The sequence below is a fragment of the Mycolicibacterium sp. 624 genome (assembly GCF_040548615.1).
In the GTDB taxonomy this organism is placed as follows: Bacteria; Actinomycetota; Actinomycetes; order Mycobacteriales; family Mycobacteriaceae; genus Mycobacterium.
In genome coordinates this window covers 460599-486797 of the sequence record NZ_JBEPRZ010000005.1, presented here as the reverse complement: position 1 = coordinate 486797, position 26199 = coordinate 460599, and the positions used below count along the sequence as shown (strand labels likewise).

The 26199-nt window shown below is 68.0% G+C and carries 29 protein-coding genes; 12 read left to right on the top strand and 17 right to left on the bottom strand.

Annotated features, from left to right (window positions below; translation table 11 throughout):
• Nucleotides 1-9: 9 nt before the first annotated feature.
• The gene (locus ABIA65_RS22005; protein WP_354524885.1) at nt 10-1626 is read right to left on the bottom strand and encodes an HNH endonuclease signature motif containing protein; all 1617 of its coding nucleotides are present in this window, start codon (nt 1624-1626) and stop codon (nt 10-12) included.
• An 82-nt stretch (nt 1627-1708) separates the two neighbouring features.
• Between ABIA65_RS22005 and ABIA65_RS22000 the strand changes: the two genes are divergently transcribed.
• Nucleotides 1709-2347 (top strand): class I SAM-dependent methyltransferase, encoded by a 639-nt coding sequence (locus ABIA65_RS22000; RefSeq protein ID WP_354524884.1) that lies wholly within the window; start codon nt 1709-1711, stop codon nt 2345-2347.
• Between the two features lie 6 nt (nt 2348-2353).
• Here ABIA65_RS22000 and ABIA65_RS21995 read toward each other — a convergent pair whose 3' ends face one another.
• The 3 genes from ABIA65_RS21995 to ABIA65_RS21985 are packed head-to-tail and all read right to left on the bottom strand — an operon-like array spanning nt 2354 to nt 4644.
• Nucleotides 2354-3154 carry an exodeoxyribonuclease III gene (locus ABIA65_RS21995; protein ID WP_354524883.1) on the bottom strand — a complete coding sequence of 267 codons (801 nt, stop codon included), beginning with the start codon at nt 3152-3154 and terminating at the stop codon, nt 2354-2356.
• 3 nt (nt 3155-3157) lie between these two features.
• Nucleotides 3158-4048: an N-acetylglutamate synthase, CG3035 family gene (locus ABIA65_RS21990; protein ID WP_354524882.1), complete on the bottom strand. Its 891-nt coding sequence runs from the start codon at nt 4046-4048 to the stop codon at nt 3158-3160.
• Between the two features lie 2 nt (nt 4049-4050).
• Nucleotides 4051-4644: a peptide deformylase gene (locus ABIA65_RS21985; protein WP_241401224.1), complete on the bottom strand. Its 594-nt coding sequence runs from the start codon at nt 4642-4644 to the stop codon at nt 4051-4053.
• A gap of 124 nt (nt 4645-4768) precedes the next feature.
• Here ABIA65_RS21985 and napA point away from each other — a divergent pair, with 124 nt between their 5' ends.
• Genes napA through ABIA65_RS21960 form a run of 5 tightly spaced genes read left to right on the top strand, consistent with a single transcriptional unit; the run spans nt 4769 to nt 8048 of the window.
• Nucleotides 4769-5077, top strand: a complete 309-nt coding sequence (gene napA, locus ABIA65_RS21980; protein ID WP_241405858.1) for a nucleoid-associated protein NapA — start codon at nt 4769-4771, stop codon at nt 5075-5077.
• Nucleotides 5078-5117: 40 nt separating this feature from the next.
• Entirely contained in the window at nt 5118-5588 is a 471-nt protein-coding gene (locus ABIA65_RS21975) for a LytR C-terminal domain-containing protein (protein WP_241401223.1), read from the top strand.
• Between the two features lie 10 nt (nt 5589-5598).
• The gene (gene sodC, locus ABIA65_RS21970; protein WP_241401222.1) at nt 5599-6291 is read left to right on the top strand and encodes a superoxide dismutase[Cu-Zn]; all 693 of its coding nucleotides are present in this window, start codon (nt 5599-5601) and stop codon (nt 6289-6291) included.
• A complete protein-coding gene (locus tag ABIA65_RS21965; RefSeq protein WP_241401221.1) occupies nt 6272-7408 on the top strand; it encodes a glutamate--cysteine ligase in 1137 nt (378 codons plus the stop codon). Before sodC ends, ABIA65_RS21965 begins: the two co-directional genes overlap by 20 nt.
• Nucleotides 7409-7412: 4 nt before the next feature.
• Nucleotides 7413-8048, top strand: coding sequence for an LON peptidase substrate-binding domain-containing protein (locus ABIA65_RS21960; protein ID WP_354524881.1), 636 nt, complete (start codon nt 7413-7415; stop codon nt 8046-8048).
• A 10-nt stretch (nt 8049-8058) separates the two neighbouring features.
• On the opposite strand, the gene mnhG is transcribed toward ABIA65_RS21960, so the two are convergent.
• The 8 genes from mnhG to ABIA65_RS21920 all read right to left on the bottom strand — a co-directional run bounded on the left by mnhG (nt 8059) and on the right by ABIA65_RS21920 (nt 15194).
• Nucleotides 8059-8400 (bottom strand): monovalent cation/H(+) antiporter subunit G, encoded by a 342-nt coding sequence (gene mnhG, locus ABIA65_RS21955; RefSeq protein ID WP_241401219.1) that lies wholly within the window; start codon nt 8398-8400, stop codon nt 8059-8061.
• Complete coding sequence (locus ABIA65_RS21950) at nt 8397-8678, bottom strand: monovalent cation/H+ antiporter complex subunit F (RefSeq protein ID WP_241401218.1); 282 nt, start codon at nt 8676-8678, stop codon at nt 8397-8399. The genes mnhG and ABIA65_RS21950 overlap by 4 nt, the downstream gene beginning before the upstream one ends.
• A 31-nt stretch (nt 8679-8709) precedes the next feature.
• The gene (locus tag ABIA65_RS21945) at nt 8710-9258 is read right to left on the bottom strand and encodes a Na+/H+ antiporter subunit E (protein ID WP_354524880.1); all 549 of its coding nucleotides are present in this window, start codon (nt 9256-9258) and stop codon (nt 8710-8712) included.
• The gene (locus tag ABIA65_RS21940; RefSeq protein ID WP_241401216.1) at nt 9255-10862 is read right to left on the bottom strand and encodes a Na+/H+ antiporter subunit D; all 1608 of its coding nucleotides are present in this window, start codon (nt 10860-10862) and stop codon (nt 9255-9257) included. The genes ABIA65_RS21945 and ABIA65_RS21940 overlap by 4 nt, the downstream gene beginning before the upstream one ends.
• Nucleotides 10859-11323 (bottom strand): Na(+)/H(+) antiporter subunit C, encoded by a 465-nt coding sequence (locus ABIA65_RS21935; RefSeq protein WP_241401215.1) that lies wholly within the window; start codon nt 11321-11323, stop codon nt 10859-10861. Before ABIA65_RS21935 ends, ABIA65_RS21940 begins: the two co-directional genes overlap by 4 nt.
• The gene (locus ABIA65_RS21930; RefSeq protein ID WP_354524879.1) at nt 11320-14190 is read right to left on the bottom strand and encodes a Na+/H+ antiporter subunit A; all 2871 of its coding nucleotides are present in this window, start codon (nt 14188-14190) and stop codon (nt 11320-11322) included. Before ABIA65_RS21930 ends, ABIA65_RS21935 begins: the two co-directional genes overlap by 4 nt.
• Nucleotides 14191-14298: 108 nt before the next feature.
• The gene (locus tag ABIA65_RS21925; protein WP_241401213.1) at nt 14299-14823 is read right to left on the bottom strand and encodes a hypothetical protein; all 525 of its coding nucleotides are present in this window, start codon (nt 14821-14823) and stop codon (nt 14299-14301) included.
• Nucleotides 14820-15194, bottom strand: a complete 375-nt coding sequence (locus ABIA65_RS21920; RefSeq protein ID WP_354524878.1) for a hypothetical protein — start codon at nt 15192-15194, stop codon at nt 14820-14822. Before ABIA65_RS21920 ends, ABIA65_RS21925 begins: the two co-directional genes overlap by 4 nt.
• A 21-nt stretch (nt 15195-15215) precedes the next feature.
• On the opposite strand from ABIA65_RS21920, the gene ABIA65_RS21915 reads away from it, so the two are divergent.
• From ABIA65_RS21915 to ABIA65_RS21905, 3 genes are all read left to right on the top strand, one after another.
• On the top strand, nt 15216-15794 hold the full coding sequence (locus ABIA65_RS21915; protein WP_241401211.1) for a TetR/AcrR family transcriptional regulator: 579 nt from the start codon (nt 15216-15218) through the stop codon (nt 15792-15794).
• Complete coding sequence (locus tag ABIA65_RS21910; RefSeq protein ID WP_354524877.1) at nt 15791-16240, top strand: SRPBCC family protein; 450 nt, start codon at nt 15791-15793, stop codon at nt 16238-16240. The genes ABIA65_RS21915 and ABIA65_RS21910 overlap by 4 nt, the downstream gene beginning before the upstream one ends.
• Nucleotides 16241-16310: 70 nt before the next feature.
• The gene (locus tag ABIA65_RS21905; protein ID WP_354524876.1) at nt 16311-17363 is read left to right on the top strand and encodes a methyltransferase domain-containing protein; all 1053 of its coding nucleotides are present in this window, start codon (nt 16311-16313) and stop codon (nt 17361-17363) included.
• Here ABIA65_RS21905 and ABIA65_RS21900 read toward each other — a convergent pair whose 3' ends face one another.
• The 5 genes from ABIA65_RS21900 to ABIA65_RS21880 are packed head-to-tail and all read right to left on the bottom strand — an operon-like array spanning nt 17364 to nt 23352.
• A complete protein-coding gene (locus ABIA65_RS21900; RefSeq protein WP_241405857.1) occupies nt 17364-19550 on the bottom strand; it encodes an AAA family ATPase in 2187 nt (728 codons plus the stop codon). It lies immediately after the preceding gene.
• A 56-nt stretch (nt 19551-19606) separates the two neighbouring features.
• Nucleotides 19607-20491: a CDP-alcohol phosphatidyltransferase family protein gene (locus tag ABIA65_RS21895; RefSeq protein ID WP_241401208.1), complete on the bottom strand. Its 885-nt coding sequence runs from the start codon at nt 20489-20491 to the stop codon at nt 19607-19609.
• Entirely contained in the window at nt 20488-21204 is a 717-nt protein-coding gene (locus ABIA65_RS21890; RefSeq protein ID WP_354524875.1) for a phosphatidylserine decarboxylase, read from the bottom strand. Before ABIA65_RS21890 ends, ABIA65_RS21895 begins: the two co-directional genes overlap by 4 nt.
• A gap of 40 nt (nt 21205-21244) precedes the next feature.
• A complete protein-coding gene (moeA, locus tag ABIA65_RS21885) occupies nt 21245-22432 on the bottom strand; it encodes a molybdopterin molybdotransferase MoeA (RefSeq protein WP_241401206.1) in 1188 nt (395 codons plus the stop codon).
• Between the two features lie 2 nt (nt 22433-22434).
• Nucleotides 22435-23352 (bottom strand): SDR family NAD(P)-dependent oxidoreductase, encoded by a 918-nt coding sequence (locus tag ABIA65_RS21880; protein WP_354524874.1) that lies wholly within the window; start codon nt 23350-23352, stop codon nt 22435-22437.
• A gap of 25 nt (nt 23353-23377) precedes the next feature.
• Between ABIA65_RS21880 and ABIA65_RS21875 the strand changes: the two genes are divergently transcribed.
• The 3 genes from ABIA65_RS21875 to ABIA65_RS21865 all read left to right on the top strand — a co-directional run bounded on the left by ABIA65_RS21875 (nt 23378) and on the right by ABIA65_RS21865 (nt 26195).
• Entirely contained in the window at nt 23378-23860 is a 483-nt protein-coding gene (locus ABIA65_RS21875) for a PH domain-containing protein (protein ID WP_354524936.1), read from the top strand.
• 32 nt (nt 23861-23892) lie between these two features.
• Nucleotides 23893-25314 carry a PH domain-containing protein gene (locus ABIA65_RS21870; RefSeq protein ID WP_354524935.1) on the top strand — a complete coding sequence of 474 codons (1422 nt, stop codon included), beginning with the start codon at nt 23893-23895 and terminating at the stop codon, nt 25312-25314.
• Between the two features lie 71 nt (nt 25315-25385).
• Nucleotides 25386-26195: an HAD-IIA family hydrolase gene (locus tag ABIA65_RS21865; RefSeq protein ID WP_241401204.1), complete on the top strand. Its 810-nt coding sequence runs from the start codon at nt 25386-25388 to the stop codon at nt 26193-26195.
• Nucleotides 26196-26199 lie beyond the last annotated feature (4 nt).

Below are 26199 nucleotides of genomic sequence, written 5' to 3'. Positions count from 1 at the left end.
CAAGCGTGATCAGAACGGTGGCACGTCGTCCGGTGTCGATGCTCGGCCGTCCGGTGTCGGTGCCGGCGGGAGCGGTGGTAACCAGTCGGCGCTGATGTGCTCGTCCTCGAGCGGATCGTTGACCCAGCTGCACCACGGACTGGTACTGGCATCGCCGCCCTTGAACACCAGCAGTGTTCTGCGCATGTTGTTGCGCCACTTGCGGACATCGATCTCGTCACTGCGCGCACGATTGTTCCGACGCGTCTGCTCGTTCTGATGGCGGGTGGCGTGGATCCGGCTGCGGGCCAGCGCCACACGTGCCGACCTCTCGCGGTGCCGACTGTGTTTTCGCGGCTGCGGTTCGACGCATGCGGGGCGCATCTGTGGAAACAACTCCGCGCCAGCCGGGGTGTTGCGGTAGACGCGCCCCGTCGGGGACGTCAACACGACGGTGCCGTCAGGAAGCTGTTCATCGCGCCATCCATGCGGTCCGCCGTGAAAAGTCTTGAGCCGGTGGTGTTGTCGGCAATAGCACTTGAGGTTTCCTGGCACTGTCAGCCCACCGGCGCTGGGCCTGGTGTGATTGAAGGGCAGGGTGTGGTCGATGTCGGCGGTCCACGCCGGACGATCGCACCCGGGGAATCGGCACGTCAGATCGCGACAGCGGATCCAGCGCTCGACTGCCGCCGACGGCTGGTAGCGCAGCGTCTCTGCGTCGGGGGTGGTGGGCGCGGTGAGCAGCCGGAACGTGGCGGACTCGGCGAGTTGGCGCACCTGCTCGGCGTCGATCACACCGTAACCCTCGAGGTACCCGGGTTGTTCGCTGCGCCCGTCCACTGTCTCCTGGCTGGCGATCACATTGATGACGAAGCGTGCACCGCCGGCTGCGGCCGGCTCTGCGGTGACTCGGGTGGGGCAGTCGGATGCCCCACAGTTGCAGGCGAGTTCACGCCCATCGCTGAGCGCGACTAGGGCGTCGGCGCGGCGTTGATCGGTGGTGCGGGAGTCGCCGGCACACACCGAGCGGGCCATCTCCGAGAGCCGTTTGTCGACCAGCGCGGCCGCTGGCGCCGACAGCGAACCGCGAATCCGCGCCGTCCCGTTGGGTTCGGCGACGATGCTGACGTGACGGGCGTTGTCGGCAGTGACCCGGCGCTCCTTGGCGGCGTCGGAGTCGATGGCGCGCACGGCGGCGTCCACCGCGTTGATGATGCGACGGCGTGACCAATGCTGCCAGTGGATGATCCGCTCCGCCATCGAGTGGTCTAGCTGTGCGATCAGGTCATCGGAGACGAGTTCGGTTCGTGTGATGATCAACTCGACGGTGCGCCAGTCGGTCCGCCCCTCGGCGAGCAGTCGGGCGACTTCCGGCAGGCGGGTGCTCAGGGCCTCGGCGTGCGACACCAGCCTGCTCGCGGACATCGGTGGAAGAGTCATCGCCGCACTCACCTCGGCACAGGTGCGGGCGAACCCCGTGATCAGTGCATACGACGGATCGTCGTCATCGACACCCTCGGCTTCCGCGGTTCGATGCCACAGCAATCCCGCGACCGCGGACATCCGGCGCGCGACGACCATCGACTCCTCGCGCAGGCTCTCCTCGATATCGCGGAGCAAGTCGCCGGGCGTACGTTCATCGAACACGTGTTCGAGTATGCCATCGCCCCCCGACACCCGCCGAAGTTATCCACAGGCCGGGCCGAGGTTTTCTCCTACTGTGGTTTGCATGACGACGGTGCACCGCAGGGGGATGAACGAGGCGATCACGCGGTTCTGGAGTCTCGCCGCCCCGGCATACGACCAGCGGTGCCTGCAGCGCCTCGTCTATCAGCCTGCGCAGGATGAGGTGATCGCCACGCTGCGCGAGCACTCGTCCCGTCGGGTGGCCGATATCGCCTGCGGAACAGGCATTCTCGCGTCACGAATCGCAGCCGATCTGCGTCCCGACGAGACCTACGGGGTCGATATGTCGGACGGCATGCTGGCTGCGGCGCGGCGCCGGTCGTCGGCCGTGCTCTGGAAGAAGGGCCCAGCCGAGCGGCTGCCGTTCGTCGACGACTTCCTCGACGCCATCGTCACCACGTCGGCGTTCCACTTCTTCGATCAACCCGCCGCGCTTGCCGAGTTCCACCGCGTGCTCGCCCCCGGCGGACTGGTGGCGGTCGCGACGATCAGCCCGCGCCAACTGCTGCCGTTTCAGCTGATCGACGGAAGCGGGTGGGCCCCAGCGCACAACCCGTCGCCGGCGGAGATGCGCGCCCTGTTCGAAGGCGCGGGGTTCACCATCGGCGATCAACACCGCATCCGTAGACCCCTGTGGACGCGAGCCCTGTCCGACCTGATCACGATCGGCGTCAAGCCCTAATCGCGCCTACCCGTCGGACAGGTCGACCAGCACCGGTGCGTGATCGCTCGGTGCCTTGGTGCCCTTCTTGCCCGGTTTGCGTTCGTCCCGCACGATCTCGGCGTGCGTGACGCGCGAGGCGAACTCGGGTGAGCCGAGAATGAAGTCGATGCGCATGCCCTGCTTCTTGGGGAAGCGCAACTGGGTGTAATCCCAGTACGTGAACGTCTTGGGCTCGGGTGTGAACGGCCGTACGACGTCGGCGAACTCGGCCTCGATTGCCCGAAATGCCGCGCGTTCCGGCTCCGTGACGTGGGTGCTGTCGCGAAAGACCTCGATATCCCAGACGTCGTCGTCGGTGGGCGCGATGTTCCAGTCACCGACGAGCGCCACGGGTGTCGTCGGATCGTCGGCAAGCCATCCGGATGCGGTGTTACGCAGTGCGGCAAGCCAATCCAGCTTGTATGCGTAGTGCGGGTCCGCGAGGGTTCGTCCGTTGGGGATGTACAGGCTCCACACCCGGACCCCGCCGCACGTCGCACCGATCGCGCGCGCCTCGACTGCCTCGCTCCACTGCGGCTGGCCGGAGAACCCGACCTCGATGTTCTCCAGACCCACCCGCGACGCGATCGCCACACCGTTCCACTGGCTGTGCCCGACGTGGGCGATCTCGTAGCCCAGTGCCGCGAACGGCATCGTGGGGAACTGGTCGTCCTTGCACTTGGTCTCCTGCATGGCAAGGACGTCGACGTCGGCACGCTCCAGCCAGTCGGTGACGCGGTCGACGCGGGTTCTGATCGAGTTGACGTTCCAGGTGGCGAGTCGCACGCGCTAGAGGTTACGGGCGTCGACGTAGCGGGATCGGTGATGGGGTCGCAATCCCATCGCCTCGTACAGCGCCAGGGCTGCAGCGTTGTCGGGCAGGACTTGCACGTAGACGCCTGTGGCGCTGCGGTCGGCGCCCCACGCCAGCAGCGCCTCGCAGATCGCCCGCCCCGCGCCGTTGCGCCGCGCACCGGGGGTGACGTGCACCGCCGACAGGCCGAGCCACCGTGTCCCGTCGGGTGCGGTGGTGACCGCCCCGCGCGCCACCGCGACGTCGGCCTGCCTCGCGAACGCCACCTCGCCGTCGATCACGGCGGTCAACACGTCGTCGGGGACGCCGCGCTGATCGACGTCGCGCCACGCAGCATCCGGCAGCGATGTGATCGCCACGTCCGGCGACGGATCTGATGTCAAAACCTCGCCAACCAAGACGATGTTCTCGCCGTCGACGGGCACCCCTTCTGGAACGCGCACCAGTCGATCGGGTGCCGCCAGAAGCGGTGGCAGACCCCGCGTGCCGTACCAGTCGATGATCGCGGACAGCGGCGGTGTCGCCGAGAACTCGATCGGCACCGCCGAATTCGCGCGGCGGGTGCTGCCGTGCCCGGACCGCAACAGCCAACCGGCGTGCACCTGGTGTTCGGCGCCTGGCCACGCGAGCGCCGCGGCGTGCTCCAGGTTGCGGATCTGAGACGTCCTGACGGGGATCTCCGGAATGATCCGCACCGCAACGACGTCGGGGGCGGCCACGACCACATCCTCGTTCCTGCGGGTGCGGATCAGGATCTGGCTGCCGGTCTCGATCACGTGTCCGACGACGTCGGTCAGGGGTGGCACGGAACCGGCGGGCAGCCGATAGCGCAGGCTCACCCGGGCGCCCACCGGCGGTGGTCGCACGCCTAGTGTCCGAACGGGTCGGGGTCCTCGCCCGGCATCCAGCTGAGCCCGGGCACGCCCCAGCCGTGCGACTTGACGCTGCGCTTGGCCGCGCGGGCATGCCTGCCGATCAGGCAATCGAGATAGGTGAACCCGTCGAGGTGACCGGTCTCGTGCTGCAGCATGCGAGCAAAGAGCTCGGTGCCCTCCAGCGTGATGGGGGTGCCGTCCGCGTCCAGTCCGGTGACACGCGCCCAACTCGCCCGCCCCGTCGGGAACGACTCGCCCGGCACCGACAGGCAACCTTCGTCATCGTCCTCGGGATCGGGCATGGTCTCGGGAACCTCGGAGGTCTCGAGCACCGGGTTCACCACGACGCCGCGTCGCCGAGCCGTCCGACCGCGCTCGTCGGCGCAGTCGTAGACGAACACTCGCTGGCTCACGCCGATCTGGTTGGCTGCCAAGCCAACCCCATGCGCGGCGTCCATCGTGTCGTAGAGATCGGCGATGAGATCGGCGAGCTCTACGGGCAGGGAGCCGTCGTCGCCGACGGGTATGGGACTGGTCGCGGTGTGCAGGACGGGATCTCCCACGATGCGAATCGGTACGACGGCCACGGTGAGCAAGCTTAAGTCAGCCGACTCGCGGGCGACGATCACGTCTCAACTCCGGCTGCCGTGGTTGAATATCGCCGAAACCACCGCAATGTATTTCACGCTTCAGAAGGGTCCCAGGATAGAAATGGACGGCGCCATCGCGCGGACTGGCCAATCCGGGGACGACTCTGCGCTTGCCGACGGGCTAACCCGTCGCGAGCACGACATCCTCGCGTTCGAGCGGCAATGGTGGAAATACGCAGGCTCCAAGGAAGACGCCATCAAGGAGCTGTTCTCGATGTCGGCCACCCGGTACTACCAGGTGCTCAACGCCCTTGTCGACCGCCCCGAGGCGCTGGCTGCTGACCCGATGCTGGTCAAGCGGTTGCGTCGGCTACGGGCCAGCAGGCAGAAGGCCCGTGCCGCGCGTCGGCTGGGGTTCGACGTCACCTGAGCTTTTCTCCCGATCGGCTGGGTGAAATACAGTGGGTTCGATGAATCAGCGAGAGTCCTCCGGGTTGCCACTGCGCGCCATGGTCATGGTGCTTCTGTTTCTCGGTGTGGTCTTCCTGCTGGTGGGATTCCAGGCCATGAAATCCGACTCGGACTCGTCGAGCAGTTCATCGACCGTGGTCAGCACCATCACCTCCACCTCGACCACCACCGCCAAGGCATCCGCGGAGGCCGAGCCGGCCAGGCCTGATGTCCGAGTCTTCAACATCTCCGAGGTCGCCGGCGCCGCCGAGTCCACCGCGAACCGGCTGCGCGACGCGGACTGGAACGTCACCGAGACGGGCAACCTGACCATCGAGGGCGTGCCGGTCACCACCGTGTACTTCGGTGAGACCCCGGGCGAGCGGGAAGCCGCAGATGAAGTGGGCAAGCTGCTGGCGGCACCGGTGGAGCCGAGAGCCCCCGCGGTCGCAGAGCAACCGCCCGGCGTCATCGTGGTAGTCACCGGTTAGGCTCTCAGGCATGCCGACCTCCGCTTCGCTTCGCCTCCTCGCCGCTGCGGCGCTTGTCATCCCGATCGCCGTCGCGTGCGCTCCCAATGAGCCCATCGCCACGGAGCCTGGCACCACCCCGCCCGTCTGGACGGGTTCACCGGCGCCGACGGCGGGACAGACCGAGCCCGGCGCGTCCGCCGAGGGTGAGACGCTCACAGCAGACATCAAGACCCCGGACGGCACGTCGGTTGCCAGCGCCGAGTTCGTCTTCTCCGATGGCTACGCCACGGTGACAGTGCAGACCACCGCGCCCGGCCAGCTGAGCCCCGGCTTCCACGGCCTGCACCTCCACTCGGTGGGCAAGTGCGAGGCGAATTCCGTCGCGCCGACCGGCGGCGCCCCCGGCGATTTCAACTCCGCGGGCGGTCACCTCCAGGTCGCGGGCCACACCGGACACCCGGCCAGCGGCGACCTCAGCTCGCTGCAGGTTCGTGGCGACGGTTCGGCCAAGCTGGTGACCACCACCGACGGCTTCACCGCCGAGGAACTCCTGTCTGGCGCCAAGACCGCCATCATCATTCACGAGAAGGCCGATAACTTCGCCAACATCCCGGCGGAGCGGTATCAGCAGGTCAACGGCACCCCCGGGCCGGATGAGACCACCATGGCCACCGGGGACGCCGGCAAGCGCGTGGCGTGCGGTGTCATCGGAAACGGCTAACCGGCCGCAACGCATCGACTTCGCCGGGTCACCCCGGCCGACCGTCGGCGTCGAATGGGAGTTCGCGCTCGTCGACCACGAGACCCGTGAGCTGTCCAACGAGGCCGCCGAGGTCATCGCCGAGATCGGCGAGAACCCGCACGTCCACAAGGAACTGCTCCGCAATACCGTCGAGATCGTCACCGGTATCTGCGAGAACTCCGGCGAGGCGATGGAGGACCTGCGGTCCACGCTGCGGCCTGTGCGCAAGGTCGTGCGCGAGCGCGGTATGGAGCTGTTCTGCGCGGGCACGCACCCCTTCGCGAAGTGGTCGGCCGAGCAGCTGACCGATGCCCCGCGCTACGCCGAGCTGATCAAGCGCACGCAGTGGTGGGGCCGCCAGATGCTGATCTGGGGTGTGCACGTCCACGTCGGCGTCTCGTCGGCGCACAAGGTGATGCCGATCATCACCTCACTGCTCAACCAGTACCCGCACCTGCTGGCGCTATCCGCCTCCTCGCCGTACTGGGACGGCGAGGACACCGGTTACGCGAGCAATCGGGCCATGATGTTCCAGCAGCTGCCGACGGCTGGTCTGCCGTTTCACTTCCAGGAGTGGTCGCACTTCGAGGGTTTCGTTCATGACCAGAAGAAGACCGGCATCATCGACCACATGAACGAGATCCGTTGGGACATCCGGCCTTCGCCGCACCTGGGGACCATCGAGGTCCGGATCTTCGACGGCGTGTCCAATATCGCCGAACTCGGCGCACTGGTAGCTCTCACACACTGCCTGATAGTCGATTTGGATCGACGACTCGACGCAGGCGAGCAGCTTCCACACATGCCACCCTGGCACGTCCAGGAGAACAAGTGGCGCGCAGCGCGTTACGGCCTGGACGCGGTGATCATCCTCGACGATGACAGCAATGAGCGGCTGGTCACCGAGGATCTCGACGAGCTGCTCAATCGGCTGCAGCCCGTGGCCGTCTCACTCGGATGCGCCGACGAACTTGCCAGGGTCGCCGATATCGGCCGCCATGGGGCGTCCTATCAGCGGCAGCGCCGCGTCGCCGAGGAACACGACGGAGATCTGCGCGCCGTTGTCGATGCGTTGATCGGTGAACTGGTTCTGTAGCAGCATGACCATCACGCCGATGTTCCCGTTGGAGTCCGTCAGACTGCCCGGCGAGGATCTGCCGTTGCGCATCTTCGAGCCGCGCTATAGCGCACTGGTCCGGGACTGCCTGGCAGGTGCGAAGGTGTTCGGCGTGGTGCTGATCGCAGCGGGCCGTGAGGTCGGCGGCGGCGACGCTCGGTGTGATGTCGGCTCGCTGGCCGAGATCGTCTCTGCCCAGGAACACGGCGAAGGCCGGTACCGGATCGCATGCGAGATGCGCGAGCGGATCCGCGTGGAGAAGTGGCTCGAGGACGATCCGTATCCGCGCGCCGTTGTCGAGCCGTGGCCCGATGAGGCCGGCAGGCTTGTCACGGGTGACGAGATCGTCGATGTCGAGGACCGCGTGATGGCACTGTTCGAGCGCATCGCGGCGGCCAAGAAGGCGCGGTTACCGTCGCGTGGGGAATTGCTCGGCGAACTCCAGCTGGGTGAGGATGCGGGGAACCGGTTGTACGCATTGGCCTCTCGGGTGCCCATGGGGCAGGCCGACCGCTATGCGGTGCTCGCCGCACCCTCGGCGAGTGCGCGGCTGGACGCGTTGAGCGACGCGGTGGCGACGGTCGCTGCAATGGTCGAGTTTCAGCTGGCCGGCGAGTAGCCTGGCCGGATCAGTACTCGGACGGATCCCGCTCGGCCATCTCGTCCTTGGTGAGCAGGTCGTCGCGAAAGCTCTGCTCCCGGTAGGCGAGCTGGCCCACCCGATTGGCGATCACCGGCGCGGTGATGACGGCGAACAGTCCGGCCAGGATCAGCATGCCGACGTCGGCGTGCCCGCGCAGCCGGATCCCCGCACCGAGCAGTACCAGCAGCAATCCCAGCACCTGCGGCTTGGTCGCGGCGTGCATCCGCGACAGCGTGTCGGGAAAGCGCACCACGCCGATCGCGGCCGTCAGCGCAAACAGCGAACCGGCCAGCACCAGCACCCCGGCGACGACATCGAGCGTGTTCACTTGACACCCCGCTTGATCTCGTCGGTGTCGCGAACGCGGAAGCGCGCCACAGCGACTGAGCCGACGAAGGATATGAGCGCCAGGGCGGTCAGGCTGTAGGTGACGGTGGTGTCCAGGCTGAACGCGGCCCATGTGCCGATGGAGCACATCATCACCGCGATGAAGGTGTCCAGCGCGACAAGGCGGTCCAGCGTGCCGGGCCCGGCCAGCAGCCGGAACATGGTGACGGCGGCGGCCGCGGTCAGCATCACCGCCGATATCGTCCACACGATATTCATGCGCGATCCCGCTTCGCTTCTCGCTGGGCCTTCATGCGCGATCCCCGCTCTCCTGATCGCTCTCCTTGGATGGCTTCCAGTCGGCATCGCGCTCGAACGACGCGATCATCAGTCGCTCCAGTTCCGCGGTCTGCTGATAGAACCGCCGCACCGCGGCATCGGAGCCGACGTCGAGCACGTGCACGTAGATCATGCGGCGGGTCTGGTCGATCTCCAGGACTATCGCGCCCGGGATGAGGTTCATGGCGTTGACCATCAGCGCGAGGACGAGATCCGACTTCACCGAGAGGTGGACGCGCAGTACAGCGGTGAGCGGGGGTGGGCCGGGTTTGATCGCGAGCCAGGCCACCTGAACTGAGGACGATGCCAGGTAGTAGCAGATCGTGACCAACAGGCGCAGCAGCGACAGCGGATGCAACCGGCCCTCGACGGGTACCGGGGGCAGCGGTAGCAGCACCGTGATCAAGAGCGCGACGCCCAGCCCGCTGATCGCATTCGCCGGGGAAACCTCGCCCCACAACAACATCCACACCAGGATCAGCCAGCACAGTATCCAGGCGCGCAGCGCTAGCCACCTCACGATCCACCACCTAGGACCGCGGTGATGTACTGGCCGCGGTCGATGACCTCGGCTGCGGCGCGCTCGCTGAAGGCGAAGATGGGTCCGGCGAACACCGTCAGCGCCAGACCGACCAGGATTAGCGCGGCGGTCGGCGCCAGCATGCCGAACGGCATCTTGCCCACATCGTCGCGATCGACGAAGGAGACGTCATCGGAGTCCTCGCTCTCGTCGAGCAGTGCTGATGGGATTGCCGCCGACATATCGCCCTCGGGGGCGTCCGCGCGCGAGCGCCAGAACGCCTTGGTCCACACCCGCGCCATGACGTAGAGCGTCAACAGACTCGTCACGATGCCGCCGCCGACCAGCATCCATGCCAGCACCGACGCGGTCTGCGTGCCTGCCTCCAGTAGCGCCACCTTGCCGATGAAACCCGAGAACGGCGGGATGCCGCCGAGATTCAGCGCGGGGACCAGGAAGACGAAGGCCAGCAGTGGACTGGCCGCGGCGAGGCCGCCGAGGCGTTGCAGTGTCGATGCGCCGGCCTGGCGTTCGATGAGACCGACCACGAGGAACAGTGTCGTCTGCACCACGATGTGGTGTGCGACGTAGTAGATGGCACCGGACATGCCGAGCTCGGTGGACAGCGCGATGCCGAAGACCATGTAGCCGATGTGGCTGACCAGCGTGAACGACAACAGTCGCTTGATGTCGGTCTGCGCGATGGCGCCGAATATGCCGACCACCATGGTCAGCAGCGCGGCGACGAGAAGAACCTCGTCGAGTGCGCCGCCGGGGAACAACAGCGTGTGGGCGCGAATGATCGCGTACACGCCGACCTTGGTCAGCAAGCCGGCGAACACGGCGGTGACCGGAGCAGGTGCGGTCGGATACGAGTCGGGCAGCCATGCCGACAGCGGGAACACCGCGGCCTTGATGCCGAACGCCACCATCAGCACCGCGAACAGCGCGGCGCGCGTACCGGACGGCACGTCGTCGAGGCGGATCGCCAGCTCGGCCATGTTCAACGTGCCGGTCGCCGCGTAGATCATCGCGATGCCGATCAGGAAGATCAGCGAGCTGACCATCGACACCATCACGTAGGCGATACCCGCGCGCACCCGCTCCGCGCTCGCGCCGATGGTCAACAGCACGAAGCTTGCGGACAGCAGCACCTCGAAGCCGACGAACAGGTTGAACAGGTCGCCCGCGAGGAACGCCATGCACACGCCCGCCGACAGCACCAGATAGGTCGGCAGGAAGATCGACACCGGCTGGCGTTCGTCGCCGTCGCGGATGCCCTGGCCGATGGCGTAGAAGACGACGGCGAGCAGCACGATCGCCGACACGACGAGCATCAGCGCCGAGAGCCGGTCCACCACAAGCGAGATGCCCAGGGGGCCCATACCGGGTATGGACTGCTCCCACCCGCCGACGTGCACAACGATGGTGCCGTCCCGGTCGGCCAGGTAGACCAGGACCGCGCAGACCGCGACGACCGCCATCAACGCCACCACGGTGATCACCCGTTGCAGTCGCGGCATGCGGCTCGCGAGCAACGTCCCCGCGGCGGCAAGAGTCGGGATCAGGACGGGCAGCGGCGTTAGGACTGTTGCGAGGCTCACCGTGATCCCTCGTGCCCCGGCAACGCGTCCAGTTCGTCGGGGGCATCGGTATCGCGTGAGGGCACGTGCTCGGGACGGTCCTCGTCGAGCGGTGACGTCCCGCGCTCGGACACTCGGGCGTCCTCGAAGTCGATGGGGACCTCCTCGGCGCGTGATAGTCGGTAGGACCGGTACGTCATGGCCAGCACGAACGCGGCGATGCCCATGGTGATGACGATGGCGGTCAGGATCATGCCCTGGGCCAGGGGATCGGCTGTGCTTGTTCCGCCCTCGGTGGTACGCCCGCGGATCGGCGGATTGCCCGACGGTCCTCCGATGGTGAGGATGAGCAGATTGACGGCGTTGCCGACGAGCAGAAGCCCCAACAGCATTCGCGTCAGGTTGCGCTCCAGCAGTAGGTAGACCCCGGTGCTCGTGAGCCCACCGATGAGGATCAGCGGGACGATGTAGGTGATGTTCATTGGGCCGCCCGCATGCGCTGCACCATCTCGGTGTCCAGTCGGGCGCCGAGGCTGCGCAGCACGTCGAGCACCAGGCCCACCACGATGAGATACACACCGAGGTCGAAGAACAACGCCGTCACCAGTTTGATCGAACCGAGCACGGGCACGTCGAACTCGAACACCGCCGATGACAGGACGGGGGCGCCGAGGAACAGGGAGGCCACTGCGGTACCCGCCGAGAGGGCGAGGCCCGCGCCCAGAATCTTGCCGGCATCCAGTGGCAGAGCCTCACCGAGTTCGTACCGGCCGCCGGCCAGATAGCGCAGCACCAGCGCCAGGCCCGCCGTCAGTCCACCGGCGAAGCCACCGCCGGGCGTGTTGTGCCCGCCGAAGAAGAAGTACGCGGAGAGAACCATGATGAGCGGGAAGATGATGCGCGTTGCCACCTCGAGTACCAGGGATCGGTAGCGCGGGTCACGCAGTTCGCTGCCGCGCAACCACGTGACGTCGCCGACCGCAGGGCTGGTCGCCAGCACCGGAATCCGGCCGATATCGGGCTGGCCGGCGTCGGCGACCCGCGGTGCCACACCGAAACGCCTGTTGCGGAACACCATTGACGCAACGCCCGTCGCCGCCACCAGTAGCACCGATATCTCGCCCAGGGTGTCCCACGCGCGGATGTCGACCAGCAGCACGTTGACCGTGTTGGATCCGTGCCCGCGGTAGTAGGCGGCGTCGGGCAGAAGGTCCGCGATGGGCCTGGTGCTGCGGGCGGCCATGGCGAACGCCGCCAGCGCCGTGACGGATGCCCCCACCGCCAACGACAGGGCCAAGCGCGGCAATCGGTTTCGGTTCATGGACGACCGCTCCGCCTCGGCGGGCAGCGTCCGCAGGACGAGGACGAAGATCACCAGGGTCAGGGTCTCGACGAGGAATTGCGTGAGCGCGAGGTCGGGTGCGCCGTGAAAGACGAAGATGAGTCCGCACCCGTAACCCGTCACGCCGACGAGCAGCACCGCGGCCAACCGGTTGCGCATCACCACGGCGCTGACCGCCGCGGCGAGGACGATCAGGCCGACGACGGCCTGCAGGGGCGACTCCCATAGCCGAACCTCCGGCCGGTCGCGCGCGCCGATTATCAGCATCGCGGTGGGCAGCAGGACCAGGGTGGAGAGGATGACGGCCTGCGTCGCGGGGATCGAGCCGCGCTGGGTGACGGAGGTGAGTCGGACGGCCAGCGCATCGGTGCCGCGGACCACGCTGTCGTAGATGTGGTCGGCGTTGGCCAGTGGTAGGAAGCCCAATCGCACTCGGCGCAGCCGCGTACGGAAGTAGAAGATCGCCGTGCCCGTGGCCAGCACCGCAACCGACAGGAGCAGCGGCAGGTTCACGCCGTGCCACAGCGCGAGGTGGTAGTCGGACGCACCGGGAACGGTGTCGGCGTAGTCGCCGAGCACATCGTCGAGGACCGTGGGCCACACCCCGAACACCAGGCCGGCTGCGGCGAGGAACGCGGGCGCGAACAGGAACGTCGCGGTCGGGCGATGCATCTCAGCGACGAGCTTGCTCGGCTCGGAGCGACCCTTGCGCGCGAACGCGCCGTAGACGAAGCGCAGGCTGTAGATGGTGGTGAACACCGAGCCGAACACCACGCACGCCAGCACCCACGGCGCCGCGGCGCCCAGTGACGCACTGTGTGCCAGCGTCTCGAAGTCGGCCTCCTTGGCGACGAAGCCGAGGAACGGTGGCAGAGCGGCCATGCTGGCTGCGGCACCGATCGAGATCACCAGAAGTGGGCGGTGGCGGTCGCCGAGCCAGGCGAGCCGCCGGATGTCGCGGGTGCCGGTGGCGTGGTCGATGATGCCGACCACCATGAACAACGCGGCCTTGAACATGGCGTGCGCGCACAGCATCGCCAAGCCGGCGAGCATCAGGTCGCCCCCGCCGGTGCCGACCATGATCGTGATGAGTCCGAGCTGGCTGACTGTGCCGAACGCCAGGATGAGCTTGAGGTCGTACTCGCGGATGGCACGCCATCCGGCCATCACCAGGGTGACCAGACCGAGCACGACGACCGTCGGCCGCCATCCGGGGGAGTCGGCGAAGCCGGGAGTCATCCGCGCGATGAGGTAGACGCCGGCCTTGACCATGGCCGCGGCGTGCAGGTAGGCGCTGACCGGTGTCGGTGCGGCCATCGCACCGGGGAGCCAGAAGTGCAGCGGGACTATCGCCGACTTCGACAGCCCGCCGACCAGTACCAGCAGGACGCCGACCGTCACGGCTGTACCGGTCGGAGGGGATTGCACCAGTTCGGACAGCAGGTAGGTGCCTGAGATCTCGCCAAGGATGATGATGCCGGCCAGCATCGCGAGGCCGCCTGCGGTGGTGACGAGCAGCGCCTGCATTGCCGCGCGCCTGCTGGTGGCGCGCTCGGCGTAGTGACCGACCAGCAGGAACGACAACACCGTGGTCAGTTCCCAGAACAGGTAGAGCAGCAGCAGATTGTCGCTGACCACCAGGCCGAACATGGCACCGGAGAATGCGACGAGTTCGGCGGCGAAACTCGGCAGACGCTTCTCAGTGTGACCGTCGTGGTGGTGGAAGTACTCGGCGCAGTAGAACAGGACGAGCGCGCCGACCGCGAGGACGAGCACACTCATCACGGCGGCAAGCGCGTCGAAGCGCAGCGTTATGTTCATCGACAGCTCGGGAACCCATGAGATGTCGACGGTCTGCGCGCCATGGCCCGGCCAGTGCGCGCCGACCCAGAACAGTGAGCCGAGCGGGACGAGTGCCAGCGGGTAGAACGCCTGCCGTCCCCATCGGCGCACGAGCACCGGCGCCACCGCGGCGGCAACCGCGTGGGCGAACAGGATGGCCAGCATGGCACTCCGATCCGGTTCTCGGGGTGTCAGCCACTTCCGACGCGTGGATCACGAAGCACATCGCAGGCCGTCCGGGCTTTGGTCTTCTGCCATTCTACGGATGGCAGATCAGCCGCTCCGACGGGTTGGGTCCGGGCGTTCGCTCAGAAGTGGCGCAGCCTCCCGCTCGGCCAGCCCGCGCAGTGTGAGCAGTTGTTTGCGCATCATCACCACGTCGCCCAGGGCCAGCGCCCATCCGAACGCACGAGGTCCGCCGAACAGCACCCGCGCGTGCAGTCGGGTCGCGGCGCCCGCCGGATGCACCGCATAGGTGACCGCCACCCGTCCGGTCTGCAGGGTGATGTGCTCGTCGGGGGCGAAGGAGGCAAGCGAGAAAATGTGCATGAAGCGCTGTCCCGCAGCAAGTTTCGTCAACTCCGGGTCGCGCGTTCGCGGACTGCGGCGGCCGGCGTTGTCCAGCAGGTCATAGCTGTAGGGGGCCACCCGCAACTGGCACAGCCAGCCAAATGTCACCGACGGTGGCGCGGCGATGCTGATGGCCCGGTCCGCCCGTGTCGCGGCGTGCGGTGCGATGGCGTCACACGGCAGGGCTGCGGATCGTTCCTCGGCGGTCGCGCCCCAGTTCAGGATCACCGGTTGTCTGCTCCTCGCGTGTGCGGCGCCGCCCCGGCGATGCGGCGCAGTGTCCAGCGCACCGCCACTTTGTGAATTCCGGTGCCGATGACGAGGGCGCGGTAGATCTTGCCGTGCAGACCGGGGAAGGCCGCCCAGGTCTGGGACCGCACCCGGGTGTGTTCGGCGTCGAGGCGGTCCAGTTCGAAGACCCACTCGTAGATCGCGAACGGGTGCCGGCCCGCCAGCGTGAACCGTTCGGGCTCGCGTGCCTCGCCGATGCGGAAGCCCGTTGGCGGTCCGCCCAGGCGTGCGGTGACCGCCGCCCACGTGTCGGCGCGGCCGGCGTCGACGTCTATGGCATGCTCATCGATATAGGGCAACTGTTCCATATAGAAGGACTGTACTAGATCGTGGCACCTCCGCGGAAGCATGAAACCGACGCGATCCTCGACGCGACGCGGGCATTGGTACTCGCCGACGGCCCGCGTGCGGCAGGCGTCGCGGCCATCGCCAAGGCCAGCGGCGCCCCGGCCGGCACGCTGTATCACCGGTTCGGTAACCGCAACGGCATACTCACCGCGGCGTGGCTGCGTGCGCTGCAACGGTTCCAGGCCGGGGCGTTGGAGGCGTCGGGGGAGACGCCAGTGGATGTCGCGGTGGCGATGGGTGTGGCCGCCGTCCGGTTCGCGCGGGCACTGCCCGAGGATGCCCGACTGCTGCTGACGATCCGGCCCCGTGACCTGCTTGACGGTGAACCCGATGACGCATTCGGGGCGCGACTGGCGCAGATGAACGCGCCGCTGATGGCACGGCTACGGGAGCTGACGCGGGAGCTGCGCGGTGATGACGGCCCGCGGTCGCTGGACGCCGTCGCTCGAGCCGTGGTCGATCTGCCGTATGCGGTGGTGCGTCGGCACGCCCACGACGGCGAATTGCCTGCGTGGCTGGAGGATGATCTGGCTGCCGCTATCCGTAAACTGTTGGTGTGAACCACATTGTGAGCGTCGGCCGGGAGATCGCCGCTCCTGCCGCGGCCATCTTCGAGTTCATCGCCGATCCGGCGCAGCAGCCGAGCTGGGACGGTAACGACAACCTGGCCCAAGCCCCCACCGGCCAGCGGGTGCGCGCCGTCGGCGATGTGTTCACGATGATGCTGACGCTGGGCATCGTCCGTGAGAATCATGTCGTGGAGTTCGAGGAGGGCCGGCGTATCGCGTGGCTGCCCTCCGAGGAGGGCGCCGAGCCGCCAGGGCACCTGTGGCGGTGGGAACTGCAACCGCTCGATGACGGCCGGACACTGGTCACGCACACCTATGACTGGTCACGCCTCACCGATGAGAAACGGCTGGTGCGGGCCCGGGCCACCACCCCCGAGAAGCTGGCGGCGTCGATGGAGCGACTGGCCGACCTCGCCGAGAGCGGCGATTCTGGCTAATCGCCGATGCGGGACCGGCGAGAGGTTCACGCTGGGATCAGGACAAACCCGGCAATGAAAAGAGGCAGCCATGGCTGTCGACGAAGCAAAGCTGAACGAGTTCCTCGGCAAGGCCGTGGGGGATCTGGGTGCGGCGATGAGTTCGGCCCTGATGCTCGTCGGGGATCGACTCGGGTTGTACCGAGAGCTGGCAAAGGGTGCGGTCACCTCCGCCGAACTGGCCGAACGCACCGGCACCAACGAACGCTACGTCCGCGAATGGCTGGGCAATCAGGGCGCGGGCGGCTACGTGCAATATGACCCGGCGACTGAGCTGTGGTCCATTAGCGAGGAACAGGCGTTGTGCCTGACCGATCCGAATGGCCCGGTGGACCTGCCCGGCGCCTACAACATCGTCGAGGCGACCTTCCACGCCCTTGGCCACACCGTCGACAACTTCAGGTCGGGTGCAGGCATGGAGTGGGGTGAACACCATCCGTGCCTGTTCGAGGGCACCGAACGATTCTTCCGGGCGGGCTACAACACCAACCTGATCGGGTCGTGGCTGCCCGCCCTGGACGGCGTCGTCGACAAACTGCAGCGCGGCGCGAAGGTCGGCGACATCGGCTGCGGGCACGGTGCCAGCACCATCCTGATGGCGTTGACCTACCCCGATTCGGAATTCGTCGGATACGACTACCACGCCGAGTCGATCGATGTCGCAACGGAGAAGGCGGCGGCAGCCGGTGCGCAGAATGCGCGGTTCGAGGTCGCAGACGCGGTCGGTTACGAGGGCAGGGGATTCGACCTCATCGCGTTCTTCGACTGCCTCCACGACATGGCCGATCCGGTCAGTGTGGCCAGGCACGCAAGGACGGCGGTGAGCTCCGACGGCACCGCGATGATCGTGGAACCGTTCGCGGGTGACGTGGTGACCGACAACCTGAACCCGGTGGGCCGGGTGATGTACGGCGCCTCGACACAGATCTGCGTGCCCGTCTCGCTTGCGCGCAACGGCCCGGCGCTGGGTGCTCAAGCGGGCGAGGCCCGGATCCGCGAAGTCGTCGTCGACGGCGGTGGCTTCAGCCGTTTCCGGCGCGCCACCGAAACCCCGTTCAATCTGGTGCTCGAGGCCCGCCCGTAGTCACCGGCCCTCGGAGAACGCGCGCAGCGAGGCCACCTGCACGGGATCAAGCGATGGCCGCACCGCCTCGCGGGCCTTGGCGACGTCCTCGGCCGTGACGTCGGCGGTGTCGATCGACCGCCGCATCGCGGTCAGCGCAGCTTCCCGCAGCAGCGCCACGCAGTCGGCCGCGCTGTAGCCGTCGAGATCGTCGGCGAGCGCGTCGAGGTCGACGTCAGCACTCAACGGGATGGACTTTCCCGATGCGCGCAGGATGTCGCGGCGCGCGTCGGCGTCGGGGGGTTCGACGAAGACCAGCTTCTCCAGCCGCCCTGGTCGCAGCAGGGCCGGATCGATGAGGTCGGGCCGGTTCGTGGCACCGAGCACCACGACATCGCGCAGGGGATCGATACCGTCGAGCTCGGTGAGCAGTGCGGCGACCACGCGGTCGGTGACACCGGAGTCGAAGCTCTGCCCACGCCGCGGGGCCAGTGCGTCGATCTCGTCGAGAAAGATCAGCGACGGCGCGGAATCGCGTGCGCGCGTGAACAGTTCGCGCACCGCCTTCTCCGATGAGCCGACCCACTTGTCCATCAGCTCCGCGCCCTTGACGGCATGCACGGACAGCCGGCCGGTGCTGGCCAGGGCGCGGACAACGAACGTCTTGCCGCAGCCGGGCGGACCGTAGAGCAGCACACCCCGGGGCGGTTGGACGCCGAGGCGTTCGAAGGTGTCGGGGTGTTGCAGCGGCCACAGCACCGCCTCGGTGAGCGCCTGCTTGGTCTCGACCATGTCGCCGACGTCGTCGAGCGTCACCGCGCCGACCGCCACCTCCTCGGTGGCCGAGCGCGACAGCGGGCGAATCACCGACAGTGCTCCGGAGAAGTCGGCCTGGGTGATCGCCGGCGGCTTGCCGTCCTCGCTCGCGCGTGCGGCGGCCCGAAGCGCGGCCTCGCGCACCAGCGCTGCGAGATCTGCGACCACGAAACCCGGTGTCTTCGAGCCGATCTCGTCGAGGTTCAGATCCACTGTCGGGACTCCGCGCAGCAGTACCTCCAGAAGCGCCTTGCGCGTGGCGCCGTCGGGCAGGCTCATGCCCAGTTCGCGATCGCACAGGTCGGGGGCGCGCAGCCGGACGTCGACGCCGTCGGGCACGGCCGAGGTCGCGATGAACGCGACGCCCGGTGTGGCAACCGCCGTCCGCAGCTCGGACAGGATGAGCGTGGCCACGGGCTCGGCAGTCGCGGGCAGCAGCGTGTCGACGTCGGTGATCAGCAGGACGCCGCCACCGTCGCGCACCGTGGCGACCGCCGCCGCCACCCTGGTGTGTCGGTCCTCCGCGCGCAGCGCCCCCACCTCGGGGCCGTCGAGTTCGACGAGGCGGCGCTTGGCGCACACGGCCCGCACCATGGTGGCCTTGCCGACGCCCGCGGGCCCGGACACCAGGACACCGAGATTCGGTGTGGCGCCCAGCGTGGCAAGCAGTTCGGGTTCGTCGAGCGCGAGCTTGAGCCACTCGGTGAGCCTGCCGACCTGGGCGTGCGCACCTCTGATGTCGTCGATAGGGATAGGTGGCCGCTCGGGCTGGAGATCGTGCTGGCTGGGGCCTGTCACGGTGTACTGCCCCGCCGTGGGGGAGTCGCTCGCGGTCGTGACGCCGTCACCCCAGGTGACCAGCGAGTTCGGCTGCACGCTCACGGGACCGGCCGGGTCGACACCGGTGACGGTGAGCAGCTCGGAGGTCCACGTGATGCCCACCGAGGACGCCAGCGCGGAGGAGGCGGCCGACGTGGAGGTGCCGGGGCCGAGGTCGCGCGGTAACAGGGACACGGTGTCACCGACGGTCATCACCTTGCCCAGCAGCGCCATTCGCAGTGTTGCCGGGGACACCGACTGGCTCGCCAGCCGAGACCCGCTCAGTGAGACCGACTTGGCGCCGTACACCGTGACCGGGGCGACGATCACCATCGTGCTCTCCCGCAGCCCGGCGTTCGACATCGTGACGTCGTCCAGAAGTGCGATTCCCGTCGCTGTGCCGGCCGGCGCGACGCCGACGACCGCGGCGGTGGTGCGGGCACCGGTCAGGGACACTGCGTCCCACTCCCGGATTCCCAGCGCGGCAAGCACTTCAGGATGAAGACGGACCACGCCGCGGCGCGCATCCAGGGCCGACGTGTTCAACCGCGCGGTCAACTGCAGGTGGGTCATCGGGCGGTCGCCGGACTCGGCGTCGAATCCAGGGCCGTCGAATCCGTTGCTCTGCGTCACCGGCGCGGACCGGGTCCAGTCCCCGAACCGGGCCTGCGCAGGCCAAGGCGGGCCGAGGAGCGCCGGTGAGGCTGTGCCCGCCGGATCGCGCGCCGAGTCTGACGCTGCACCTTCGGTTTGTCGTCCCACACCTCGGGGTGATTGGCGAGCCAGGCCCTGGTCCGGATGGCGAACGGGATGTGGATGACGTAGGCCACGATGATCACCATGATCACGATGTAGCCGTACTGAATCGACGCCGCAACGAGAATGGCAAGCAGTGCCAACAGCGGAGCGACCATATTCGGTGACACCGCGAACGTGTGCACCTTGCGCATCGGGATCGCGCTGACCACCAGAAGTGAGACGCCGATCATCCAGGCGATGACGGCCCACTCGGCCTGGGGTGTGTCCCACCAGGGCCCGGGGAACTGGAGCTTGGCGGCGATCGGACCTATCGCGCCGATCGCACCCGCCGGGGCGGGCATGCCGACGAAGTACTCCTTCTCATACGCGGGACCGTCGGCGTCCAGCATCGCGTTGTAGCGCGCCAGGCGGAGCACAATGCACACCGCGTAGAACAGCACCACGATCCACCCCAGCTGCGAGTGCTCCAACAGCGTCGCGTACACGATGAACGCCGGTGCCACACCGAAGTTCACGGCGTCGGCCAGCGAGTCGATCTCCTCGCCCATCCTCGACGTCGCCTTGAGCAGGCGGGCCGCCCGCCCGTCGAGCGCATCGAGGATCGCGGCACCCGCGAGCAGCGCCATCGCCTCGGTGGGCCGCCCCTCCAACGCGAACTTCACCGCTGAGAGCCCAAGGCAGATGGCCGCCACCGTCAGCGCGCTCGGCAGAATGCGCACCGACAGCTGGGGTGGTTTCTTGATGCGGGGTCTCATCGGGGCAACTCCGCCAGGACCGTCTCGCCGCCGATCGCGCGCTGACCGATCTCGACGAGCACCGTCGCGTCGGCGGGCAGATAGGTGTCCAGCCGCGAGCCGAACCGGATCAGGCCGTAGGTGTCGCCGATGGCGACTTTGTCGCCGACGTTCGCCGAGCACACGATGCGGCGGGCGATGAGACCCGCGATCTGCACGGCCACGACGTCGACACCGTCGGCGGTACGGATCCACACGCTGTTGCGCTCGTTCTCCGTGCTGGCCTCATCGCGTTCAGCCGAACCGAACCGGCCCGGCTGGTACTTGACGCTGACGACCTCACCGGTTACCGGCGCCCGCTGGACGTGGGCGTCGAACACCGACAGGAAGATGCTGATGCGTGTCATCGGCTGATCGGAGAGGTTGAGCTCTGCGGGTGGCACGACCCTCTCGATCAGGGTGACCCGACCGTCGGCCGGTGCCACGACGACCCCTTCTCGGGTCGGTGGCACGCGGGGCGGGTGCCGGAAGAACAGTGCACACGCGCCCGCGGCACTCAGCCCCGCATTGCGCACCCAACGGCGGCGGCGGCCCGCGGCCGCGATCCCGAGCCCGCCTGCGATGAACGGCAGGCCGGCAGGGTGGATTGGAGGGATGGTCATCTGCACCAGCTCAACCAGCCGAGCGATCTCGGATTGGGCGGGTGCGTCGGATGGTCGCGCTGGTCTGGCCATTGGGCTCGATTCTACGTACGGACTGCTGTTGCCGGGACGGCTAGCTCAAGTCCCACACCCGCACCGCCGACCCGGCGCTCAGCTCGGTGACTTCCTCGCCGATCTCGAGGAGGCAGTTGGCCGACGCCAGCCAGCGCAGGTGATGCGATGCCGGCGGACCATAGCTGGTGACGGCGTCATCGTCGATGACACCGCGTCTGAACTGGCGCTTGCCCTGCGGTGAGGTGAGCGACTCGGTGAGCGTCGCGGTGCGCCGCTTGCGTCCGGGATCAGGCAGGCCCATGGCCGCGCGCAGTGGGGCGCGGACGAAAACCTCGAACGACACCAGTGCGCTTACCGGATTGCCAGGCAGTGTGATGATCGGCGTGCCCGCGACCCGGCCCGCGCCCTGCGGCATCCCGGGCTGCATCGCGACTTTGGCGAACTCAACCTCCTCGCCGAGCGAGTCCTTGACCACCTCGTAGGCGCCCGCGCTGACACCGCCCGTGGTGATGACGAGATCGGCGTCGGCACAGTTGCGAACCAGGACATCGCGGAAGGTGTCGACGTCATCCGAGCACATCGCGACGGTTGACACCTCGGCTCCCGCGTCTCGAACCGCGGCGGCCAGCATCACGGCGTTGGACTCGTAGATCTGGCCGGGTTGCAGCGGGGTGCCGGGGGAGACGAGTTCCGAGCCCGTCGACATCACCAGAACCCGTTGTCGCGGAATGACATTGCACTCCGCCAGCCCCAGGGCCGCAGCCAGTCCGAGTGCAGGCGGGGTCAGGACCTGGCCCGCGGTGAGCACCGTGGTGCCGGCGCTGACATCCTCGCCCGCCCGCCGAATGTGTTGGCCGGGTTTGGTGGCCGAACGAATCTCGACGACGTCGATGGCGCCGTCGGTGGCCTCGACCGGAACCACCGTGGTGGCACCCGACGGCAGCGGTGCTCCCGTCATGATGCGATGCGCGGTACCGGGTGCGAGCGTCAGCAGATCGGTGCGTCCAGCCGGGATGTCCTCGGCGACAGGAAGTCTCACTGGATTGCTTGACGTGGCGCCTGCGATGTCATCGGCCATGACGGCGTACCCGTCCATGGCGGAGTTGTCGAAACCGGGCAGAGAGAGTGGGGCCACGATATCGGTGGCCAGGACGAGGCCGAGCGCCTCGGCCAGCGGGACCGTGATCGCGGTGCGTGCGGTGATGAGCCCGGCGACCACACTCTGGTGTTCTTCGACTGAACGCATCGTCACACCGGGTAGGTGACGTCGGTGAGTTCCTCGGACACGGTCCACAGCTTGTCCTGGATCGTCTTGTCGTGGGACTGCGCACTGGACTTGACGAGTACGGGATATCCGCGCAGCTCCTGGAATCCGTCGGGGCCGTAGTACTGCCCGCCCTTGACCGCAGGGTCGGTCGCGGCGCGCAGCGTGGCCAGCGCACCCATGGCCGGGCTGTTGGTGACCAGACCCGCGGCCTTCATGACACCCGGCAGGTTCGCGCCGGGGATGTGGCGCATGAGTTCGGTGTTGGACAGGCCCGGATGCGCCGCGACCGCGATGGTTTGCGCGTTCTTTGCCGCCAGGCGGCGCTGCAGATCGTAGGCGAACATCAGGTTGGCCAGCTTGGACTGCCCGTAGGCGGACACCCTGTTATAGCTGCGCTTCGACTGCAGGTCGTCGAAGTGGATGCCGGCCCGGATGTTGTGCGCCATGCTGGCGACCACGACGACCCGCGAACCCTCGACGGGCAGAATGTGATCGAGCAACAGCCCGGTGAACGCGAAGTGGCCAAGATGGTTGGTGCCGAACTGAAGCTCGAAGCCATCCTTGGTGGTCTGCTTGGGCGGGTACATCACGCCGGCGTTGTTGATCAGAAGGTCGATGAGCGGGTAGGTCGCCTTCAGCTTCTCCGCCGCGTCGCGGACCGAGGCCAGCGAGCCGAGGTCCAGTTCGTGCACCGTGACGTCAGCGCCGGGAGCTGTCTTGGCGATCTCGACGGCCGCATCCCGGCCCTTGTCGGTGTTGCGCACCGCGAGAACCACTCGGGCGCCATGTTCGGCGAGCACCCTGGCGGTGTGAAACCCGAGGCCGGTATTGGAGCCGGTCACGATGGCGACGCGGCCCTCCTGACTCGGAACGTCGTGCTCTGTCCACTTCGTGCTCATAGGCACGACCATACTCAGAGGGGTGCTGACATTGATCGACCCCACGAACCCGCCCAGCCGCAGGGCACCGCTGGTCTGGGCGATCGGCGCGGCCATCCCGTGGGGTGTGCTTGCGGTGGCACAGGTGGTGTGGTTCTCCGTCGACGGCAGACATGTCGCGCTGCACGCCGCCGCCGCAGGCGCGACGGTGCTCGGCATCGCATTGTTCGTGTTCGTCGTGCCGATGTGGCGATACCGGGTGCACCGGTGGGAGATCGGGGCGCAGGCCGTCTACACCCGGACCGGCTGGCTGGTGCAGGAGCGCCGCATCGCCCCCATCTCGCGCGTGCAGACCGTTGACACCCAGCGCGGCCCGTTGGATCGGTTGTTCGGCCTGGCCACCGTCACGGTGACGACAGCGTCCTCCGCGGGCGCGGTGCGGATCGTGGCGCTGGACTCCGATGTCGCAGACCGGATCGCCGCAGAACTCACCGACATCGCCTCGATCGGTGAGCAGGACGCGACGTGACCGCAACCGAGTGGCGCAGGCTCAGCCCCCGCATGCTGCTGGTGCACCCGATCCACGAGGTGCTGCGCCAACTACCGCTGCTCATCGGTTCGGTGGTGTTGGGCACCGCGACGGGCAACCCGCTGTGGTCGGTGGCGGCGCTGGTGCTCTTGGTGGCCTACGGCATCGCCCGGTGGTTCACCACCACCTACCGCATCGACGCCGAGCAGATCCAGCGCCGCGAGGGGGTGCTGCAACGGACGGTGCTGTCGGTGCCGCGCAACAGGATCCGATCGGTCTCGACCGACGCGCGATTGCTGCACCGGCTGCTCGGGCTCACCGTCGTCAAGGTGAGTACCGGTCAGGAGGCCAAGGGGGACACGGAGTTCGCGCTCGACGCCGTCCGGGTCGAGGAGGTGACCGATCTGCGCGCGATGCTGCTCGTGGATGCGCCAGGGCCCGGGTCGAGTTCGGCGCAGGCACCGGCGGTGGTGCTGGCCCGCTGGGAGCCGTCGTGGCTGCGCTACAGCCCGCTGAGCCTCGCCGGGCTGGCGATGATCGCCGCGGTGGTGGGCGTGGTCTATCAGACGGGAGCCGTTGCCGTGCTGGAGGACTCGGAGCTGGCGCAGGCGGGGCTGGACACGGCGCAGCGGCTCGGTGTCGTCGTCACCGTTGCGGCCGCAGGGCTGGCGGTGCTGGTGGCATCGGTGACGCTGTCGGTGCTGCGGTCACTGGTCACGTTCGGCAATCTGGTGCTGTCGCGGCGCGATGACGGCGAGGGCGGGGACCGTGTGCTGCACCTGACTCATGGCCTGCTGCGGGTGCGCGAGCACACCTACGATATGCGCCGTCTGCGCGGTGGGACGTTGCGCGAACCACTGCTGGTCCGAGCGTTCGGGGGTGCCCGCCTGGACGCGGTGATGACGGGTGTGGACGGGTCGGGCGAGGCGTCGCTGCTGCTGCCGCCGTGCCCGCGGAGCACCGCCGAGAGGGTTCTGTTCGACCTGACGGCGGCCGAGGTCGGCGGGGAGTTGCGGCGTCACGGGCGGGTCGCGGCGCGCCGGCGGTGGACGCGGGCGCTGGCGTTGCCCGTCGTCGGCGCGGTGGCCGCCGTGGTCTGGTCGGCACCGCCGTGGGCGTGGGCGCTTCTCGCGGTGGGGACGGCGGCGTGCGCGTTCCTCGGCTTCGACCGGGCCCGATCGCTGGGGCACCGCGTCGGTCACGGGTGGCTGGTCGCGCGGTCGGGAAGCCTGGACCGGCGCCGTGACTGCATCGCCGCCGCTGGCGTCATCGGCTGGACGGTGCGCCAGAGCTGGTTCCAGCGCCGCGCGGGCGTTGCCACGTTGGTCGCGGCCACCGCAGCGGGAGTCAAGGGCTACCGGGTTCTCGATGTGCCCGCCGAGTGGGCCTGGTCGATCGCCGCGGAGGCGACGCCGTGGGTGGGTCGGACCGAGTGGGCTGCTTCTCAGACCTAAACGGCGTCGGCCTGAGTGAGACCGGGGAGGCCCGAGTTGCGCCGACACGGTCGCCGTTTACTGTCGGCATCATGGCTATCGGTGGTGTGCTCTTCGACATCGATGGTGTCCTGGTGACCTCATGGCAGCCGATTCCGGGTGCGGCGGAGACATTGCGGGTGTTGGCGGATCACCAGATCGCGCGCAGCTACCTCACCAACACGACCACGCGCACCCGCGTCCAGATCGCCGAGCTGCTCACCGGGGCCGGTATGGCCGTCGCCGCCGACGAGGTGATCACGGCCGCGGTGCTCACGGCCGAATACGTGCGGGACCGCTACCCCGGCGCGCGGTGCTTCCTGGTGAACAGCGGGCAGATCGGCGAGGACATGGCCGGCGTCGACGTCGTCTACTCCAATGAGGTCGGTGACTCACACGAGACTCCCGACGTCATCCTGATGGGCGGCGCGGGCCCGGAGTACGACCACGTCACCCTCAGCCGGGTCTATGACTGGATGGCACAGGGCGTTCCGGTGGTGGCGATGCACCGCAGCACGGCGTGGAAGTCCGCCGACGGACTGCGCATCGACACGGGCATGTACCTGCTGGGCATGGAGGAGACCTCGGGCCGCAAGGCAGTGGGCGTGGGCAAACCCGCCCCGGAGGGGTTCCTCGCCTCGGCCAACCGGCTCGGGGTCGACCCCGAGGAGATGTACATGGTGGGCGATGACCTCAACAACGACGTCCTTGCGGCGCAGGTGGTCGGTATGGCAGGCGTGCTGGTGCGCACCGGGAAGTTCCGGCAGGACACGCTCGACCGCTGGGCTGCCGATGAATTCGCGATGCAGCCCAATCACGTCATCGACTCGGTGGCAGACCTGCCGGCGCTGCTCGGGTTGTAGCGCG